The sequence below is a fragment of the Microbacterium lacusdiani genome (assembly GCF_054779895.1).
Map to the genome: position 1 here is coordinate 1 of NZ_BAAGXJ010000013.1, position 17,258 is coordinate 17,258.

Annotated in this window: 13 protein-coding genes, 1 pseudogene and 1 riboswitch; of the genes and pseudogenes, 12 read left to right on the forward strand and 2 right to left on the reverse strand. The window is 72.3% G+C overall.

Annotated features, from left to right (window positions below; translation table 11 throughout):
• The 4 genes and pseudogenes from ACYVGN_RS08935 to ACYVGN_RS08950 form a co-directional block, all read left to right on the forward strand.
• Positions 1–394: pseudogene (locus ACYVGN_RS08935) on the forward strand (hypothetical protein); the annotation flags it as partial.
• A 247-nt stretch (positions 395–641) separates the two neighbouring features.
• Positions 642–2,369: an ABC transporter ATP-binding protein gene (locus tag ACYVGN_RS08940; RefSeq protein ID WP_460790217.1), complete on the forward strand. Its 1,728-nt coding sequence runs from the start codon at positions 642–644 to the stop codon at positions 2,367–2,369.
• Between the two features lie 92 nt (positions 2,370–2,461).
• The gene (locus tag ACYVGN_RS08945; protein ID WP_460790218.1) at positions 2,462–4,525 is read left to right on the forward strand and encodes an ABC transporter ATP-binding protein; all 2,064 of its coding nucleotides are present in this window, start codon (positions 2,462–2,464) and stop codon (positions 4,523–4,525) included.
• Between the two features lie 193 nt (positions 4,526–4,718).
• A complete protein-coding gene (locus ACYVGN_RS08950; RefSeq protein WP_460790220.1) occupies positions 4,719–5,552 on the forward strand; it encodes an endonuclease domain-containing protein in 834 nt (277 codons plus the stop codon).
• 114 nt (positions 5,553–5,666) lie between these two features.
• Here ACYVGN_RS08950 and ACYVGN_RS08955 read toward each other — a convergent pair whose 3' ends face one another.
• Entirely contained in the window at positions 5,667–7,409 is a 1,743-nt protein-coding gene (locus ACYVGN_RS08955; protein WP_460790221.1) for a D-alanyl-D-alanine carboxypeptidase family protein, read from the reverse strand.
• A 90-nt stretch (positions 7,410–7,499) separates the two neighbouring features.
• Positions 7,500–7,609, forward strand: a riboswitch (TPP riboswitch).
• Between ACYVGN_RS08955 and ACYVGN_RS08960 the strand changes: the two genes are divergently transcribed.
• The 3 genes from ACYVGN_RS08960 (at position 7,601) to ACYVGN_RS08970 (ending at position 10,498) form a co-directional block, all read left to right on the forward strand.
• Positions 7,601–8,215, forward strand: coding sequence for an ECF transporter S component (locus ACYVGN_RS08960; protein WP_055993446.1), 615 nt, complete (start codon positions 7,601–7,603; stop codon positions 8,213–8,215). Its footprint overlaps the riboswitch before it by 9 nt.
• A gap of 1 nt (position 8,216) precedes the next feature.
• Complete coding sequence (locus ACYVGN_RS08965) at positions 8,217–9,713, forward strand: ABC transporter ATP-binding protein (protein ID WP_460790224.1); 1,497 nt, start codon at positions 8,217–8,219, stop codon at positions 9,711–9,713.
• Complete coding sequence (locus ACYVGN_RS08970; protein WP_460790225.1) at positions 9,710–10,498, forward strand: energy-coupling factor transporter transmembrane component T family protein; 789 nt, start codon at positions 9,710–9,712, stop codon at positions 10,496–10,498. Before ACYVGN_RS08965 ends, ACYVGN_RS08970 begins: the two co-directional genes overlap by 4 nt.
• 129 nt (positions 10,499–10,627) lie before the next feature.
• On the opposite strand, the gene ACYVGN_RS08975 is transcribed toward ACYVGN_RS08970, so the two are convergent.
• Positions 10,628–11,896 carry an Nramp family divalent metal transporter gene (locus tag ACYVGN_RS08975; RefSeq protein WP_055993450.1) on the reverse strand — a complete coding sequence of 423 codons (1,269 nt, stop codon included), beginning with the start codon at positions 11,894–11,896 and terminating at the stop codon, positions 10,628–10,630.
• A gap of 164 nt (positions 11,897–12,060) precedes the next feature.
• Between ACYVGN_RS08975 and ACYVGN_RS08980 the strand changes: the two genes are divergently transcribed.
• The 5 genes from ACYVGN_RS08980 to ACYVGN_RS09000 all read left to right on the forward strand — a co-directional run bounded on the left by ACYVGN_RS08980 (position 12,061) and on the right by ACYVGN_RS09000 (position 17,141).
• Positions 12,061–12,927: an SDR family oxidoreductase gene (locus tag ACYVGN_RS08980; protein WP_460790228.1), complete on the forward strand. Its 867-nt coding sequence runs from the start codon at positions 12,061–12,063 to the stop codon at positions 12,925–12,927.
• Between the two features lie 69 nt (positions 12,928–12,996).
• Entirely contained in the window at positions 12,997–14,523 is a 1,527-nt protein-coding gene (locus tag ACYVGN_RS08985) for an MmgE/PrpD family protein (protein ID WP_460790230.1), read from the forward strand.
• A 16-nt stretch (positions 14,524–14,539) separates the two neighbouring features.
• Complete coding sequence (prpB, locus tag ACYVGN_RS08990; RefSeq protein WP_460790231.1) at positions 14,540–15,439, forward strand: methylisocitrate lyase; 900 nt, start codon at positions 14,540–14,542, stop codon at positions 15,437–15,439.
• A 51-nt stretch (positions 15,440–15,490) separates the two neighbouring features.
• Complete coding sequence (locus ACYVGN_RS08995) at positions 15,491–16,678, forward strand: bifunctional 2-methylcitrate synthase/citrate synthase (RefSeq protein WP_055993458.1); 1,188 nt, start codon at positions 15,491–15,493, stop codon at positions 16,676–16,678.
• A gap of 1 nt (position 16,679) precedes the next feature.
• Positions 16,680–17,141: an NUDIX domain-containing protein gene (locus ACYVGN_RS09000; protein ID WP_055993460.1), complete on the forward strand. Its 462-nt coding sequence runs from the start codon at positions 16,680–16,682 to the stop codon at positions 17,139–17,141.
• The last annotated feature ends 117 nt before the right edge of the window (positions 17,142–17,258 follow it).

Here is a 17,258-nt window from a genome sequence, read left to right on the forward strand (position 1 = left end):
ATCGCGGCATAATCAGAAACAGCTGACCTCGCCGGTGTTGAGAAACTCCACCACACAGCGGGACGCCACCCATCGGCGAGCTGACCACGACAGCGACGCCCCGCGCGACAGCTCCGCGTCGGCGATCGCGGCCTGCGGCCTGTACGAGCTCGCGCGCCTCGAGAAGGACCCGGCGCGCGCCGCGCAGGCTCGCCGCGACGCCGACCGCATGCTCGACGCCCTGATCGCCCACGCACGCCCCGAGCGCGCCGAGGACTCGGACGCGCTGCTCCTGCACAGCGTGTACGACTTCCCGCGCGGCATCGGCGTCGACGAGGGCTCGATGTGGGGCGACTACTTCTACCTCGAGGCGCTCACCCGTCGTGCGCTGCCCGAGTGGGAGCGCTACTGGTAAGTCCCCACCACCAGCACGGGCCCCGGAGAGCCGATCAACTCGGATCTCCGGGGCCTTCTCTATCCCCTCGTGGTGGCGCGCGCATCCGTCTCGCGATGGATATCCGGGCGTGCCGGAAGTCCGGGATGGCCTGGGATTCCGCCGTCAGCGGACAGGACCCTCCGCGACTGGAGGAATGTCGGAGGTCGGTGGCAGTCTCTTTGGGTCCCCCGCGCGCACGCGCGGGGAGTTCCCTGGGGAGGCCCCTGTGCTCGGCAAGCTCCTGTTCCGATATCTCCGGCGATACAGATGGCTGCTCGCTGGCGTGCTGGTGTTCCAGTTCGCCTCGGCCCTCGCCGCCCTGTACCTTCCGTCCCTCAACGCCGACATCATCGACGAGGGAGTCGCCGAGGGCGACACCGGCTTCATCATCCGCACCGGCCTGGTGATGCTCGCGGTCTCGCTCGGTCAGATCGTCGCGTCGATCATCGCGACGGCCTGCGCCGCGCGGTCCGCGATGGCGGCCGGCCGCGACATCCGCCGCGCCGTGTTCGAGCGGGTCAGCTCGTTCTCGGAGCGCGAGGTCTCGCAGTTCGGGTCCGGATCGCTCATCACGCGCAACACCAACGACGTGCAGCAGATCCAGATGCTCGCCATGATGGGCGCGACCATGCTCGTGCAGGCGCCGATGCTCGCGATCGGCGGCATCATCATGGCGGTCCGCCAGGACGTCGGCCTCAGCTGGATCATCGGCGTCGCGGTGCCGGTGCTGCTCGTGCTCATGGGCCTGATCATCTGGCGCATGGTGCCGCTGTTCCGCAGCTACCAGACCAAGCTCGACGGCGTGAACCGCGTCATGCGCGAGCAGCTCACGGGCGTGCGCGTCGTGCGCGCGTTCGTGCGCGAGCCGATCGAGGAGGAGCGCTTCGGCGCCGCGAACGACGAGATCATGATCGTCGGGCGCAAGGTCGGATCGCTGTTCGTGCTGATGTTCCCGCTCGTCATGCTGGTGCTCAACGTCACGGTGGTCTCGGTCGTGTGGTTCGGCGCGTTCGAGGTCGACGAGGGCAGCGTCGAGATCGGCACCCTGTTCGCATTCATGCAGTACGTCGGCCAGATCCTCGGCGGCATGATGATGGCGGCGTTCATGACCGTGATGATCCCGCGCGCCGCCGTGTCCGCCGACCGCGTGGGCGAGGTGCTCGCCGTCGACAGCTCGCTGCAGCGGCCGGCCGAGGCGGTGTCCCACCTGCCGCGGCGCGGCGAGGTCGTGCTCGAGGAGGTGGCCTTCACGTATCCGGGTGCGGACGAGCCGGTCGTCCAGGGCGTGAGCTTCCGCGCCGATCCGGGCGAGACCGTCGCGATCGTGGGGTCGACGGGCGTCGGCAAGACCACGCTGATCAACCTGATCCCGCGGCTCTACGACGTCACGGCCGGATCGGTGAAGGTCGCGGGCGTGGACGTGCGCGAGGCCGACCTGGACGCGCTGTGGGCCGGCATCGGCCTGGTGCCGCAGCGGCCCTTCCTGTTCAACGGCACGATCGCGTCCAACCTGCGGTTCGGCCGCGAGGACGCCACCGACGACGAGCTGTGGGCCGCCCTCGAGATCGCGCAGGCGGCCGACTTCGTGCGCGAGAAGCCGCGCGGGCTCGACGAGCCGATCGCGCAGGGCGGCACCAACGTGTCGGGCGGCCAGCGTCAGCGGCTCGCGATCGCCCGCGCGATCGTCAGCCGGCCCGACATCCTGATCTTCGACGACTCGTTCTCGGCCCTCGACCTCACGACCGACGCGCGCCTGCGCCAGGCGCTGTGGCGCGAGCTGCCCGGCGTGACGAAGATCGTGGTCGCGCAGCGCGTGTCGACCATCACCGACGCCGACCGCATCGTGGTGCTGGACGGCGGCCGCGTGGCGGGCGTGGGCACGCACGACGAGCTGCTCCAGAGCAGCGAGACGTACCGCGAGATCGTGGACTCGCAGCTGGGGGTCGAGGCATGAGGCGCGTGGTGATGCCGAGGACGTCGGCGCAGTTCCCCGCCCGCATCCTCCGAGGGGAGTCGTTCCTGTGAGCGGCCGTCGAGAACGAGACCGTGAACGAGGAGCAGGCCCGGATCGAGGCCGAGCTCGGGGAGAAGGCGCGCCAGCAGGGTGGCGGCTGGGACGCCCCGCCGCCGGGCAAGCCCAAGAGCTTCGGGCCCAGCTTCCTCCGCTTCATCGGGCTGCTCGGTCCGTACAAGTGGGTGTTCGCGCTGGTCATGGTGCTGGGTGCCGCGGGCGTGATCCTGTCGATCGCCGCGCCGAAGGTGCTCGGCGAGGCCACGAACATCGTGTTCGAGGGCTTCATGTCGTCGGTGCTCGGGGCGCAGTTCCCGGCCGGGATGAGCCAGGAGCAGGTCGTCGAGGCGCTGCGCCAGGCGGGTCAGACCGACTTCGCGAACACGATCGCGGCCATGGAGCACTTCGAGCTCGGGCGCGGCGTCGACTTCGCGGCGCTGGCCGTCGTGATCCGCTGGGTGCTCGCGCTCTACGTGGTCTCGGCGCTGCTGCAGTGGGTGCAGGGCTACGTGATCAACGTGATCATGGTCAAGACCATGTGGCGCGTGCGTCAGCGCGTCGAGGAGAAGATCAACCGCCTGCCCCTGGCGTACTTCGACAAGGTGCAGCGCGGCGAGCTCATCTCGCGCGTCACGAATGACATCGACAACATGACGCAGACGCTGCAGCAGTCGCTGTCCGGCGCCGTCACGTCGATCCTGACGGTGGTCGGCGTGCTGATCATGATGTTCTCGATCTCGTGGCAGCTGGCGCTGGTCGCGCTCGTGGCGCTGCCGCTGATGGCCGTGATCTTCGGCGTCATCGGCCCGCGCTCGCAGAAGGCGTTCCAGGCGCAGTGGGCCAAGGTGGGCCGCCTCAACGCCCGCGTCGAGGAGTCGTTCTCCGGCCACGCGCTGGTCAAGGTGTACGGCCGTGAGAAGTCGAACTCCGACGCCTTCGCGAAGGAGAACGACGACCTGTTCGAGTCGGCGTTCCGGGCCCAGTTCTTCTCGGGCCTCATGATGCCGAGCGTGCAGTTCATCGGCTCGCTCACCTACGCGGGCATCGCGGTGCTCGGCGGCGTCATGGTCGCGAGCGGGCAGCTCCGGATCGGTGACGTGCAGGCGTTCGTGCAGTACTCGCAGCAGTTCACCCAGCCGCTCATGGAGCTCGGCGGCATGACCAGCGCGGTCATGTCCGGCACGGCCTCGGCCGAGCGGGTCTTCGAGCTGCTCGACGAGCCCGAGCAGGAGCCCGACGCCGAGGACGCCCCCGCGGCGCCCGACGGGCGCGGCGTGATCGAGTTCCGCAACGTGTCGTTCTCGTACACGCCCGAGAGCCCGCTCATCCGGGACCTGTCCTTCCGGGTCGAGCCGGGGCAGACCGTGGCGATCGTGGGGCCGACCGGAGCGGGGAAGACCACGCTGGTGAACCTGATCATGCGGTTCTACGAGCTCGACGGCGGGGCCATCCTGCTCGACGGCCAGGACATCTCCGAGATGACCCGCCACGACGTGCGCGCGCGGGCGGGCATGGTGCTGCAGGACCCGTGGCTGTTCTCGGGGACGATCCGGGAGAACATCCGCTACGGCCGGCAGAGCGCCACGGATGACGAGGTGATCGCGGCCGCGAAGGCGACCTACGTCGACCGGTTCGTGCACACCCTGCCCGACGGGTACGACACGGTGCTCGAGGAGGACGCGGCCAACGTGTCGGCCGGCGAGCGTCAGCTGATCACGATCGCGCGCGCGTTCGTGTCGCAGCCGAGCGTGCTGATCCTGGATGAGGCCACCAGCTCGGTCGACACCCGCACCGAGCAGCTGCTGCAGCACGCCATGGCGGCGCTGCGGAAGGGCCGCACGTCGTTCGTGATCGCGCACCGCCTGTCGACCATCCGCGACGCCGACCTCATCCTCGTGATGGAGCACGGCGACATCGTGGAGCAGGGCACGCACGAGGAGCTGATCGCCCGCGGGGGCGCCTACTGGCGCCTGTACCGGTCGCAGTTCGAGCATGCCGCGGTCGACCTCGACGCGGTCGAGGCGCAGGAGGCGGCCACGGACACCGCGGCCGTCGAGGTGCCCGCCGCCGCGGGCGCGCCGGAGGAGCCCACGGCCTGACGCGACCTGAGCCGAGGAGGGATCCACCTCCGAGGGCGGAACCCGGCGCTCCGCTCCTCGCAGGTGGATTCCTCCTCCGCTGGAGGCGGTCACCTCGCCGGCCGGCGTCGTCCACAGGCCCAGGGATGGCCCGGTTGCTCATCCGGGGGAGCCAGGCCGGCCGCGGACCGGGCCGGGTGGCCAGCATGGGCGCATGGATCCCGTCACCGCGCTCGCCCGCTTCGGAGGCATCGCGCGCACCCCCGCGCTCCACAGGCTCGGTGTCACGCGGCACGCGCTGCGCGGCGCGCTGCACAGCGGCGCGGTGCAGCGACCCCGCCACGGCTGGATGTGCCTGCCCTCCGTCGACCCGGCCTGGCGCTCGGCGGTCGAGGTCGGCGTGGTGCTCTCGTGCGTCACGGTCGCGCAGCGGCGCGGGCTCTGGACCGATGCCGTGACGCAACCGCACGTCGCCATCCGCCCGAACGGACAGCTGCAGCGCGAGACGACCGCGCACGTGCACTGGGCGACCCCGGTCATCCCGCGCGACCCCGATGCTCTCGAGGATTCGCTGATCAACGCGCTGGTGATCCTCGCGACGTGCCAGCCCTACGAGGCCGGCCTTGCGGCGTGGGAGGCGGCCATCCGGAGGCACCTCGTCGACCTCGACGTGCTGCGCGGCCTGCCGCTGCCGCCCGACGCCCGACGGCTGCTCGCGGATGCGCGGCCGCTCGCGGATGAGGGCACCGAGTCGATCGTGTTCTCGCGCCTGCGCCTCCTCCGGCTGGGGCTGCCGATCCGGCGCCAGGTGGTCATCGCCGCGCGGCCCGTCGATCTCCTCATCGGCGACCGGCTGGTGATCCAGATCGACGGCGGTCATCACGTCGACGCTCAGCGCCTGCGCGACAACGAGCACGACGCTCGCCTGCGCCTGATGGGCTACCACGTCATCCGGATCGGCTATTGGCAGATCATGGACGACTGGGCCGCGGTGCAGGACCTCGTGGTGACCGCCATCGCGCAGGGGCTGCACCGCATCCGCCGCTGAACGCCGACCTCCGCGGAGGAGAAATCCACGCGCGAGGCCGATCTCATGGGCATTCGTCCTGGATCGGGGATTTCTCCTCGCGCCAGGGCGGGGTCGGGCGCGTGCGGCGGCGCGCTACTGCAGGCCGAGCAGGTCGAGCGGGTGCGAGAGCCGCCAGAGCAGGCTGGGGCCCTCGAGGTCGCCCTCGAGCACCAGGGGGACCGTGGCCGAGTCGAACGGCCCAGTCGCGGTGAGCGTGCCGACCTCCGCGCCCGACGCGGTGCCGACCTCGACCTCGTAGTCCGACTGGACCTCGGGGCTGCCGCGGTCCCACAGCACGACCTCGGCGTCGTCGCCCGTGACCACCTCGACCGGCTCGCCCCACTCGGTCGTGACGTTCGCGACGGTGGTGCCGGATGCGACGGTCGGGGCGGGCTGCAGGGACTGCTCCACCTGCTCGAGCAGCGTGCGGCTGACGCTCGCGCGGGTCTCCTCGTCGGGCTGGCCGAGCACCGAGGCGTACAGCCGCACGGTGGTCTGGCCGATCGTGACGTCCTTGGCCGTGAGCAGGTTCCACGACTCGATCCACCACTCGGACAGGGTGCCGGTCTTGATGCCGACGACGCCGGGATCGCCGATCAGCGGATTGCTGTTCTCGACCACGCCGGCGCCCGGGAGTTCCGTCTCGGGCATCGCCACGATCTCCGCGATCACGGGGTTCGCCAGCGCCAGTCTCGCGAGGGTGACCAGCGACGCGGGGGTCGCCGTGTTGTCCGGGTCGATGCCGCTCGGGTCGACCATCGTGATGCCCGACAGGCCGTGCGCCTGGAGCCACTCCGGCACGGCGAGGGCGAACGCGTCCTTCGAGCCCCACAGCTCCGTCGTCAGGCGATCCACGTAGTTGTTGGCCGAGCCGATCAGGATGCCCTCGAGCAGCTGCCGCTGCGTGAGCGTGCCGTCCACGGGCACGTCGAGCGCCGACTCGTTCGCCACGCGGTACTGCCAGTACTCCTGGCTGTCAGCGTAGTCGAACGCGTAGGACGGCCCCTGCTCGCCCACCGCGAGCGGCGCCTTCTCGAGGATCATGAGCGCGGTCACGACCTTGGCGATGCTGGCCATGGGCGCGGGCGCGGCGCTGGAGGCCGGGACCGTGCCGAGGCCCTCGGCGCCGACGGCGGCGGAGCCGTCCGCGGGCCAGGTCACGGCGAGCGGATGACCGGGCGCCGGGTCGACCGTCGCGGCCGAGACCGCGGGGGCGACGTTCGCGAGCGGCCAGAAGGCGCAGCCGCCCACGTAGCCGAGCGCGAGGACGCCGGCTGTGATCAGCGGGGCCGCGACGGAGGGGCGCCTCTCGCGGCGGGTGGGGACCAGGTCGAACGCGGGCGACGGCGCGGGGGCCGCCTCGGGCTTGAGGGCGACGGTGGCCGGGTCGATCCAGGCCAGAGCGGCGGTGTCGGTGCGGGGCGCGTCCGCCACCGCTGCGTCCGGCGCCTCGACCGCGGCGCCGGCGGCCTCCTCGAGCGACGTCGGGGTCTCCGGTGCGGGCACGGCCAGCGCCTCGGCCCCGGTCGGAGCAACCGCCGGGGGCGCATCCGTCAGCGCGGCGCCCGCCAGGGCCGTGGCCGCCTCGGTCACGGGCGCATCGGCGGTGCGCTGGTCGAAGAGCGAGCCGATGCCGCGGCGGATCGCGGGCTGCTCGGGCACCACGGGCGTCTCGGGCAGGGGGTCGATGTCGTGCGCCGTCACCGCGCGGCGCGGGCGACGCGGCGCCTCGGCGACGGGGGTCGCTGCCACCGGCACCGTGGCGACGGACGCATCGTCGATCGAGCCGCGGAGATCCTCGCGGAGATCGTCGTGGGGGGAGTCGTCGATTGCCACCCGCCTACGGTACCCGCGGATGCCGGGAGTCAGCCGGAGATCGCGGGCCCCGGCGGCGAACCTCACCCGCCGGATCGCCCTAGAATGTCCCTCACACACCACGGGAGTCCGGCGAGCCGGGCTGAGAGGAAGCGACCCGCGCTTCGACCGTCGAACCTGATCCGGATCATGCCGGCGCAGGGAGGAGAGAGATGAACACGTCCGCACCCGCCACCCCGGGCACCCGCCGCTTCACCTGGCGCGTCGTCGACATCGTCGTCGCCAGCGTCATCGCCGTGGCCTGCGCCGTGGTGTTCCTCGTCTGGAACGTCGCCTACATCGGCCCGAGCGAGCTGCTCGCGCCGCTGCTGCCCGGTCTGGGCGGCCTGCTCACCGGCCCCTGGCTCATCGCCGGGGTGATCGGCGGCCTCGTCATCCGCAAGCCGGGCGCCGCGCTCTACACCGAGCTGCTCGCCGCGGTCATCTCCGCGCTCGTCGGCAACCAGTGGGGCGCGCTGACGATCGTGTCGGGCCTCGTGCAGGGCCTCGGCGCCGAGATCATCCTCGCGATCTTCCTGTACAGGTCGTTCCGCCTGCCGGTCGCGGTGCTGGCGGGCGCCGGCGCGGGCCTCGCGGCCGGCATCAACGACCGCGTCCTCTGGTACGCGGGCGCCGACGCGCTGTTCACGACCGTGTACATCGCCTCGACCACGGTGTCGGGCGCGGTCATCGCGGGGCTCGGCGGCTGGGCGATCGTCCGCGGCCTCGCGGCGACCGGCGCGCTGAACCGGTTCGCGGCCGGGCGCGCGGTCGCCAGGCGCGTCTGACGTGACGGCCTCTCCGGCGACCGGGGCCGTGTCCCCGGCCGCCGTCGAGGCGCGCGGCTGGGGATGGCGCTACGCCAGCCGCCGCGCGTGGGCCGCCTCCGGCATCGACCTGCGGATCGACGCGGGCGAACGCGTCCTGCTGCTCGGCGCGAGCGGCTCGGGCAAGTCCACGCTCCTGCACGCCCTCGCGGGCGTGCTGGGCGGCGACGACGAGGGCGAGCACGCCGGCACCCTGACGATCGACGGGCACCCGCCCGCGGCGGTCCGCGGTCGCGCCGGGCTGGTGCAGCAGGATCCCGACACCCAGGCCGTCCTGCACCGCGTCGGCGACGACGTCGCGTTCGGCTGCGAGAACCTCGGGGTGCCGCGGCACGACATCTGGCCGCGCGTCGGCGAGGCGCTCGACCTCGTGGGCCTCGACGTGCCGCTCGACCGGTCCACGACCGCGCTGTCCGGCGGACAGAAGCAGCGCCTCGCGCTCGCCGGGGCGCTCGCCATGCGCCCCGGGCTGCTGCTGCTCGACGAGCCCACCGCCAACCTCGATCCCGCGGGCGCGATCGCGGTGCGTGACGCCGTGGGCCGCGTACTGGACCGCACGGGCGCGACCCTCGTCGTGGTGGAGCATCGCGTGGACGTGTGGCTGCCGATCGTCGACCGGATCATCGTGCTGGGAGCGGGGGACGCGGGCGTGATCGCGGACGGTCCGGTCGCCGACGTGCTGCGCGACCGGGGCGCCGAGCTCGCCGCGCTCGGCGTCTGGGTGCCCGGGATCCCGCCGCGCCACCCGGCGCCGCCGGCCGCGGCGCCCGGCGAGGTCCTGCTGTCGGGACGCGCGCTCGAGGTCGCGCGCGCACGCGGCCGCCGCGTGGCGGGCCCGCTCGACGTGGACGTGCGCGCCGGCGAGGTCCTCGGCGTCGTCGGGCCGAACGGCGCGGGCAAGTCGACGCTCGGCCGCACGCTGGCCGGGCTGCTTCCGCCGGCGGGAGGCCGGGTCGTCGCCGGGCCGGCGCTCGCGGGCGGGATCGGCGAGGCGCCGATCCGCTGGTCGTCGCGGCAGCTGCTCACGCGCATCGGGACCGTGCTGCAGTCCCCGGATCACCAGCTGCTCTCCACCACCGTCCGCCGCGAGCTCGAGGTCGGTCCCCGCGCCCTGCGCCTGCCCGAGGGCGAGATCGCGGCGCGGGTCGACGAGCTGCTCGAGCGGCTCCGGCTCGCGCATCTCGCCGAGGCCAACCCCCACACGCTCTCCGGCGGCGAGAAGCGGAGGCTGACCGTCGCCGCGATGCTGGCGACGCGTCCGAGGGTGGTCGTGCTCGACGAGCCGACGTTCGGCCAGGATGCGCGCACGTGGGCCGAGCTGGTCGCGATCATCGCGTCGCTGCGCGACGGCCGCGACGGGGCGCCCGGGGCGGGCGTCGTCGCGATCACGCACGACGCCGATGTGCTCGAGGCGCTGCACGCGCGCCGCCTCAGCCTCACGGCCGGGGTCGGGACATGATCCTTCCGACCCCGCTGGTCCCCGCCGGCCCGCTCGCCCGCGTCAACCCGGTCGCGAAGCTGGGCGCCGCGCTCCTCATGGCCGCCCCGCTGGTGCTCACGATCGACTGGGTGTCGGCGGCCGTCGCGCTGCTCCTGTCCGTGCCGCTGCTGGCGATGTCGGGTCTCGGATGGCGTCGCTTCTGGGCGCGCACGGCGCCCGTGTGGATCGCGGCTCCGCTCACCGGGGTGACCATCGCGCTCTACGGCGAGACGTCGGGCACGGTGCACCTGGACTGGCTCTTCGTGCGCATCTCGGACGGCTCTCTCGCGCTCGCCGCGGCCACCGTCCTGCGCATCCTGGCGCTCGCGCTGCCGAGCGTCGTGCTGTTCGCGACGGTCGATCCGACGGATCTGGCCGACGGCCTGGCGCAGCGGGCGCGGCTGCCCGCGCGGTTCGTCCTCGGCGCGCTGGGCGGCCTGCGCCTGGTGGGGCTGCTGGTCGACGACTGGCGGGAGCTGGAGGTCGCGCGCCGCGCGCGCGGGGTCGCGGACACCGGACGGCTGCGCCGCGTGCTGGGAATGGCCTTCGCGCTGATCGTGCTCGCCATCCGGCGCGGCTCGGCGCTCGCGACGTCCATGGAGGCGCGCGGCTTCGGCGCTCACGCGGAGCGCACCTGGGCGCGGGTCTCGCCGTGGGGCGCGCGCGAGTGGCTGCTGCTCGCGGCCGGCGCCGGGATCGGCCTCACGGCCGTGGCCGTGGCCGTCGCGACGGGCTCGTGGAACTTCATCGTCGGCCCGTCCTGAGGTCGGCTCGGGTCGCGCACCCGCGCCGACACGACCGTCTCCTCCGCGGGGACAGGCATGCCCCGTCCATGCCCGAACGCACGCGGGGCCCCGACGGGAGGTCGGGGGCCCGCGCGGCGAGGACGGCCGTCAGCCGCCGAACGCCTTGGTGATCGCCTGCACCGCCTGGTAGACGCCCAGGACGATGAACAGCAGCGCCGTGATGCCGAGCGCGACGTTCAGGTACCACTTGTTGCGGTACTCGCGCGGGACGCGATCCGTGTTCAGGATCGGCAGCAGCGTGATCGCGAGGAACGGCATGAACAGCGCGCCGAGGAACCCGTACAGCAGGACGAGGAAGATCGGCTGGTTCAGGAACAGCATGAGCATCGGCGGGAAGGTCAGCCACAGCAGGTAGACCTTGAACCACTTGCCGTTCAGGCGCGAGTCGGGGTGGTCCGATCCCTTGCCCGTGACGTTGCCCATGAAGTCGGCGAACATCAGCGAGACGCCGTTCCACACGCCGAGCACGGACGAGAAGCCGGCGGCCCAGAAGCCGATGAGGAACCAGACGCCGATGAAGTCGCCGTAGCGCTCGCGCAGCACGCCGTCGAGCTCGAGCAGGCCCTGGTCGCCGGCCGCGAGCGCGACGCCGGCGGCGCGGACGACCTCGGCGCCGACGATCAGCATCGAGATCACGAAGATGCCGGTCATGACGTACGCCATGGTGTTGTCGATGCGCATCACGCGCAGGAAGCGCGGCTTGTCCCAGCCCTTCTCGCGCAGCCAGTAGCCGTATGCCGCGAGCGTGATGGTGCCGCCGACGCCGCCCGCGAGCGCGAGCGTGTTGAACACGCCGCCCTCGGGGATCATCGGCACCAGGCCGCCGATCGTCTCGAGGAAGTTCGGTGCGGCGATGACCGCCAGGATGACGATCGTCACGAACATGAGGCCGACGAGGAACGCCGTGATGCGCTCGAAGAAGCGGTACCGGCCGAACCACACGAGCACGAAGCCCAGCAGGCCCATCGCGATGGCCCACGGCCACACCTGGGCGAAGAACGTCCCCTCGGGGAACAGCGCCGCGATCGGCAGGGCGGTCGAGCTCATGGCCGAGGCGGCGTACACGAAGCCCCAGATCACGATGTAGGGCGCGAAGTACCAGACCGGCCAGCGGCCGAGCGAGCGCCAGCCCTCGAAGATCGTGTTGCCGGTCGCGACCGTGTAGCGGCCGGCGCCCTCGACGAGCACGATCTTCAGGATCACGCCCAGGATCACCGCCCACAGCAGCATGTACCCGTAGTTGGAGCCGGCGACCAGCGTGGCCACCATGTCGGCCGAGCCGACGCCCGTGGCGGCGACGACGAGGCCGGGTCCGATGATCCTCCAGCGAGGCTTCTCGGTCTCCTGCGTGCTCATCCGTCCTCCTCGATCGGAACCTTGGATTCCGCTGTGAGCGGCCCGGGCCCGAGTCTAGGGGCGTGCCCGCGCACCGGGGCGGAGGACGTGCGGGCGGTGCCCGGGTCGGCCCCGCGTAGGCTTTCGAGAGCCCCCGCGATGGCGCGCGGGCAGGAGGAGCACGGATGTCACACCCCGCCCATCGTCCCGTCGACGCGACCCGGCCCCTGGAGGGGCGCACGATCCTGATGTCCGGCGGCAGCCGCGGCATCGGCCTGGCGATCGCGATCCGGGCGGCGCGCGACGGCGCCAACATCGCGCTGCTCGCGAAGACCGACACCCCGCATCCGAAGCTCGAGGGCACGATCCACACGGCCGCGGAGTGGATCCGCGAGGCCGGCGGCCGCGCGCTGCCGATCGTGGGCGACGTGCGCGACGACGACGCGATCGCACATGCGGTGCTCGCCACCGTGGGGGAGTTCGGCGGCATCGACGCGGTGGTGAACAACGCCAGCGTGATCGATCTGTCCGGCACCGAGGCGCTCTCGCCCAAGAAGTACGACCTGATGCAGGACGTCAACGTGCGCGGCACGTTCATGCTCAGCCGCGCGGCCATCCCGGTGCTGCGGGAGAGCCCGAACCCGCACATCCTGTCGCTCGCGCCGCCGCTCAACGTCACGCCGAGGTGGCTCGGCGCCCACCCCGGCTACTCGCTCGCCAAGTTCGGGATGACCATGGCCACGCTCGGGATCGCTGCCGAGCTCGCCGGGGACGGGATCGCCGCGAACACGCTCTGGCCGCGCACGCTGATCGCGACCGCGGCGGTGCAGAACGTGATCGGCGGCGACCGGCTGATGGCCCGCAGCCGCACGCCCGAGATCTACGCGGATGCGGCGCACCTCGTGCTGTCGCGGCCCGCCTCCGAGCGCAGCGGCCAGACCCTGATCGTCGAGGACGTGCTCGCCGAGGCCGGCGTGACCGACCTGTCGGGCTACGCGGCCGTGCCGGGAACGCCCGACGAGGAGCTGTACCCGGACGTGTTCCTCGACTGACGACCGCCCGCCGCCGCGGAGGAAATAGACTCACCGCAGGCCACAAGCCCCCTCCCCGGAAGGACCCCGATGACCGTCGTCCACGCCGTCCGCACCTATCGCAGCGACGAGAACCTCGCCCGCGAGGACCAGCTCGCTTGGAAGATCGCCCAGGTCGCGGCCGACCCGGTCGAGGTCGAGGCCGACGTCGCCGACATGGTGATCAACCGGGTCATCGACAACGCGGCCGTCGCCGCCGCCTCCCTCACGCGGGCGCCCGTCGTCTCGGCGCGCGCGCAGGCGCTCGACCACCCGGTGTCGCGCGGCGGATCCGGTGCCACCGTCTTCGGCTGCGCGCTCGACGTGCACACCAGCCCCGAGTGGGCGGCGTGGGCGAACGGCGTGGCGGTGCGCGAGCTGGACTACCACGACACGTTCCTCGCGGCCGAGTACTCACACCCGGGCGACAACATCCCGGCCGTCACGGCCGTCGCGCAGCACGTGGGCGCGGACGGCCGCGCGCTGCTGCGCGGCATCGCGACCGGCTACGAGATCCAGATGGACCTCGTGCGCGCGATCAGCCTGCACCGCCACAAGATCGACCACGTGGCGCATCTCGGCCCGAGCGCCGCGGCCGGCATCGGGACCCTCCTCGGCCTGGGGCCCGAGGTGATCTCTCAGGCCGTGTCGCAGGCGCTGCACACCACGACGGCCACGCGGCAGAGCCGCAAGGGCGAGATCTCGACCTGGAAGGCCCATGCCCCCGCGTTCGCCGGGAAGATGGCGGTCGAGGCGGTGGACCGCGCGATGCGCGGCCAGACGAGCCCGTCGCCGATCTACGAGGGCGAGGACGGCGTGATCGCCTGGCTGCTCGGGGGCCCCGAGGCCCGCTACGAGGTGCCGCTGCCCGCCGCCGGCGAGCCGAAGCGCGCCATCCTGGACTCGTACACGAAGGAGCACTCGGCCGAGTACCAGGCGCAGGCCTGGATCGACCTGGCCCGACGGCTCGGAGCGGAGCGGCCCGAGCTGCGCGACCCGGCGAACGTCGAGAGCATCGTCCTGCACACGAGCCACCACACGCACTACGTGATCGGCTCCGGCGCGAACGACCCGCAGAAGTACGACCCGCACGCGTCGCGCGAGACGCTCGATCACTCGATCCCGTACATCTTCGCGGTCGCGCTGCAGGACGGCGCGTGGCACCACGTCGACTCGTACGCGCCCGAGCGCGCCGGCCGCCCCGACACCGTGGCGCTCTGGCACAAGGTGACGACGGCCGAGGACCCGGAGTGGACGCGCCGCTACCACTCCGAGGACCCCGACGAGAAGGCGTTCGGCGGCCGCGCCGAGATCACCCTGACCGACGGGACCCGCATCGTCGAGGAGATCGCGGTGGCGGATGCCCACCCGCTCGGCGCCCGCCCGTTCGTCCGCGAGGACTACGTGCGCAAGTTCCGCGTGCTGGCCGAGCCCGTGCTCGAGACGGCCGAGATCGAGCGCTTCCTCGACCTCGCCCAGCGCCTGCCCGAGCTCACGGCTGACGAGGTCGCGGCGCTCACGATCGTCGCGAAGCCCGGCCTGCTCGAGGCGATCCCGGCGCCGCGCGGCCTGTTCTGATCCGAAAGGCGTCCCCATGCTGTATTCCCAGATCCCGGCCCACGAGAAGCGCCGCGCGTTCCGCGAGCGGCTGGACTCGGGCGAGCTGCTCCGCTTCCCCGGGGCGTTCAACCCGCTGTCGGCCCGGCTGATCGAGCGCAAGGGCTTCGAGGGCGTCTACATCTCGGGCGCCGTGCTGTCGGCCGACCTGGGCCTGCCCGACATCGGGCTCACGACGCTCACCGAGGTCGCGGGCCGCGCGCAGCAGATCGCGCGGATGACCGACCTGCCCGCGATCGTCGACGCCGACACGGGCTTCGGAGAGCCCATGAACGTCGCCCGCACCGTCCAGACGCTCGAGGACGCGGGGCTGGCGGGCCTGCACATCGAGGACCAGGTCAACCCGAAGCGGTGCGGCCACCTGGACGGCAAGCAGGTGGTCGACGAAGGCACGGCGCTGCAGCGCATCCGGGCCGCGGCCGACGCGCGGCGCGACCCGAACCTGCTGATCATGGCGCGCACCGACATCCGCGCGGTCGAGGGTCTCGACGCGGCCGTCGATCGCGCCAAGGCGCTGGTCGACGCCGGCGCCGACGCGATCTTCCCCGAGGCCATGGCGGACCTCGCCGAGTTCGAGGCGGTCGCGAAGGCCGTGGACGTGCCGATCCTGGCCAACATGACCGAGTTCGGCAAGAGCGACCTGTTCACGGTCGACCAGCTGCGCGACGCGGGCGTGCGGATCGTGATCTGGCCCGTCTCGCTGCTGCGCCTCGCGATGGGGGCGGCCGAGCGCGGGCTCGACGAGCTGATCGGCGAGGGCCGCCTCACGGGCAAGCTGGGCGAGATGCAGCATCGCGCCGACCTCTACGACCTGATCGACTACTCCGGCTACAGCCGGTTCGACCAGGGCGTCTTCGACTTCACCATCGACCGCTGATCGGCGATCGGGCAGGATCGGCCACAAGCCGCACGTCGCGAAGGAGCACGCATGCCGGAGGAGATCCGCAAGGGACTGGCCGGGGTCGTGGTCGACACGACCGCGATCTCGAAGGTCAACCCCGAGACCAACAGCCTTCTGTACCGCGGCTACCCGGTGCAGGAGCTCGCCGCGACCCAGCCGTTCGAGGCGGTCGCGCACCTGCTCTGGCACGGGGAGCTGCCGGATGACGCGCAGCTCGCCGAGCTGCGCGAGACCGAGCGCGCGCACCGTGCCCTCGCCCCGGAGGTGAAGGCCGCGATCGACCTCATGCCGGTGGAGGCGCATCCGATGGACGAGGTGCGCACGGCCGTCAGCGTGATCGGCGCGATCGAGACCGCCGGCATCGACAACGTGCTCGACGCGGTCGGCACGCCCGAGCAGAACCTCGAGCGCAGCGTCCGCCTGTTCGCGCAGCTGCCGGCGATCGTCGCGTACGGCCAGCGCCGCCGCCGCGGCCAGGAGCCCGTCCCGCCGCGCGACGACCTCGACTACTCGGCCAACTTCCTCTGGATGACGTTCGGCGAGGAGGCGCATGAGGTCGTGGTCGACGCGTTCAATCGGTCGATGATCCTGTACGCCGAGCACTCGTTCAACGCCTCGACCTTCACGGCGCGCGTGATCACCTCGACCCTCAGCGACCTGTATTCGGCGGTCGTCGGCGCGATCGGGGCGCTCAAGGGGCCGCTGCACGGCGGCGCGAACGAGGCCGTCATGCACATCCTCGACGAGATCGGCGACGCCGCGCACGTCGTGCCGTGGCTCGACGCGGCCCTCGCCGAGAAGCGCAAGATCATGGGCTTCGGGCACCGTGTGTACAAGCGCGGCGACTCGCGCGTGCCCACCATGAAGGCCGCGCTCGACACGCTCGTCGAGCACTACGACCGCCCCGACCTCGCCGAGCTGTACGACACGCTCGAGCGCGAGTTCGTGGGCCGCAAGGGCATCTACCCGAACCTGGACTACCCGTCGGGCCCCGCGTACAGCCTGATCGGGTTCGACACGCTCACGTTCACGCCGCTGTTCGTGGCGTCGCGCGTGACCGGATGGACCGCGCACGTCATGGAGCAGCTCTCGTCGAACGCGCTCATCCGCCCGCTGTCGGCGTACGGTGGGCCCGACGAGCGGCACATCCCCGGCTACGTGCCCGACGCCGCGCACGACGAGACGATCGACCGGCCGGAGGAGGCCGCGGGCTGACATGCCGGTCCTCAGCGCGGGGATCCTGCTGCACCGGGCGTCGCCCGGTGGCGTCGAGGTGTTCATCGCGCACATGGGCGGGCCGTTCTGGGCGCGCCGCGTCGAGGGCGCCTGGTCGATCCCGAAGGGCGAGTGCGACCCGGCGACCGAGGAGCCGCTCGCGGCCGCGCGCCGCGAGTTCGTGGAGGAGCTGGGCGTCGACCCGCCTCGGGGAGACGTGGCGGATCTCGGCGAGTTCGCGTACGCGTCGGGCAAGCGCATCCGCGTGTTCGCGCTCGACGGCGCCGGGTGGGAGCCGGGCCCGCTGTCGTTCGGCACGTTCGCGCTCGAGTGGCCGCCGCGATCCGGGCGCATGCAGGAGTTCCCGGAGGTCGACGAGGCCCGCTGGGTCGCCGTCGGCGCGGCGCGCACGCTGCTCGTGAAGGGGCAGCGCCCGGTGCTCGACGCGCTCGCGCGCGCCTGACCCGCGGGCGGTCGGGCAGGAGTTGCGCACCACCACCCTTCGCTAGATGTACTGCCCAGGGACGTTGTTTGATCTGGCTTCCCTGATGTGACGAGAACCTCCCGGCAGAGTGGAGCT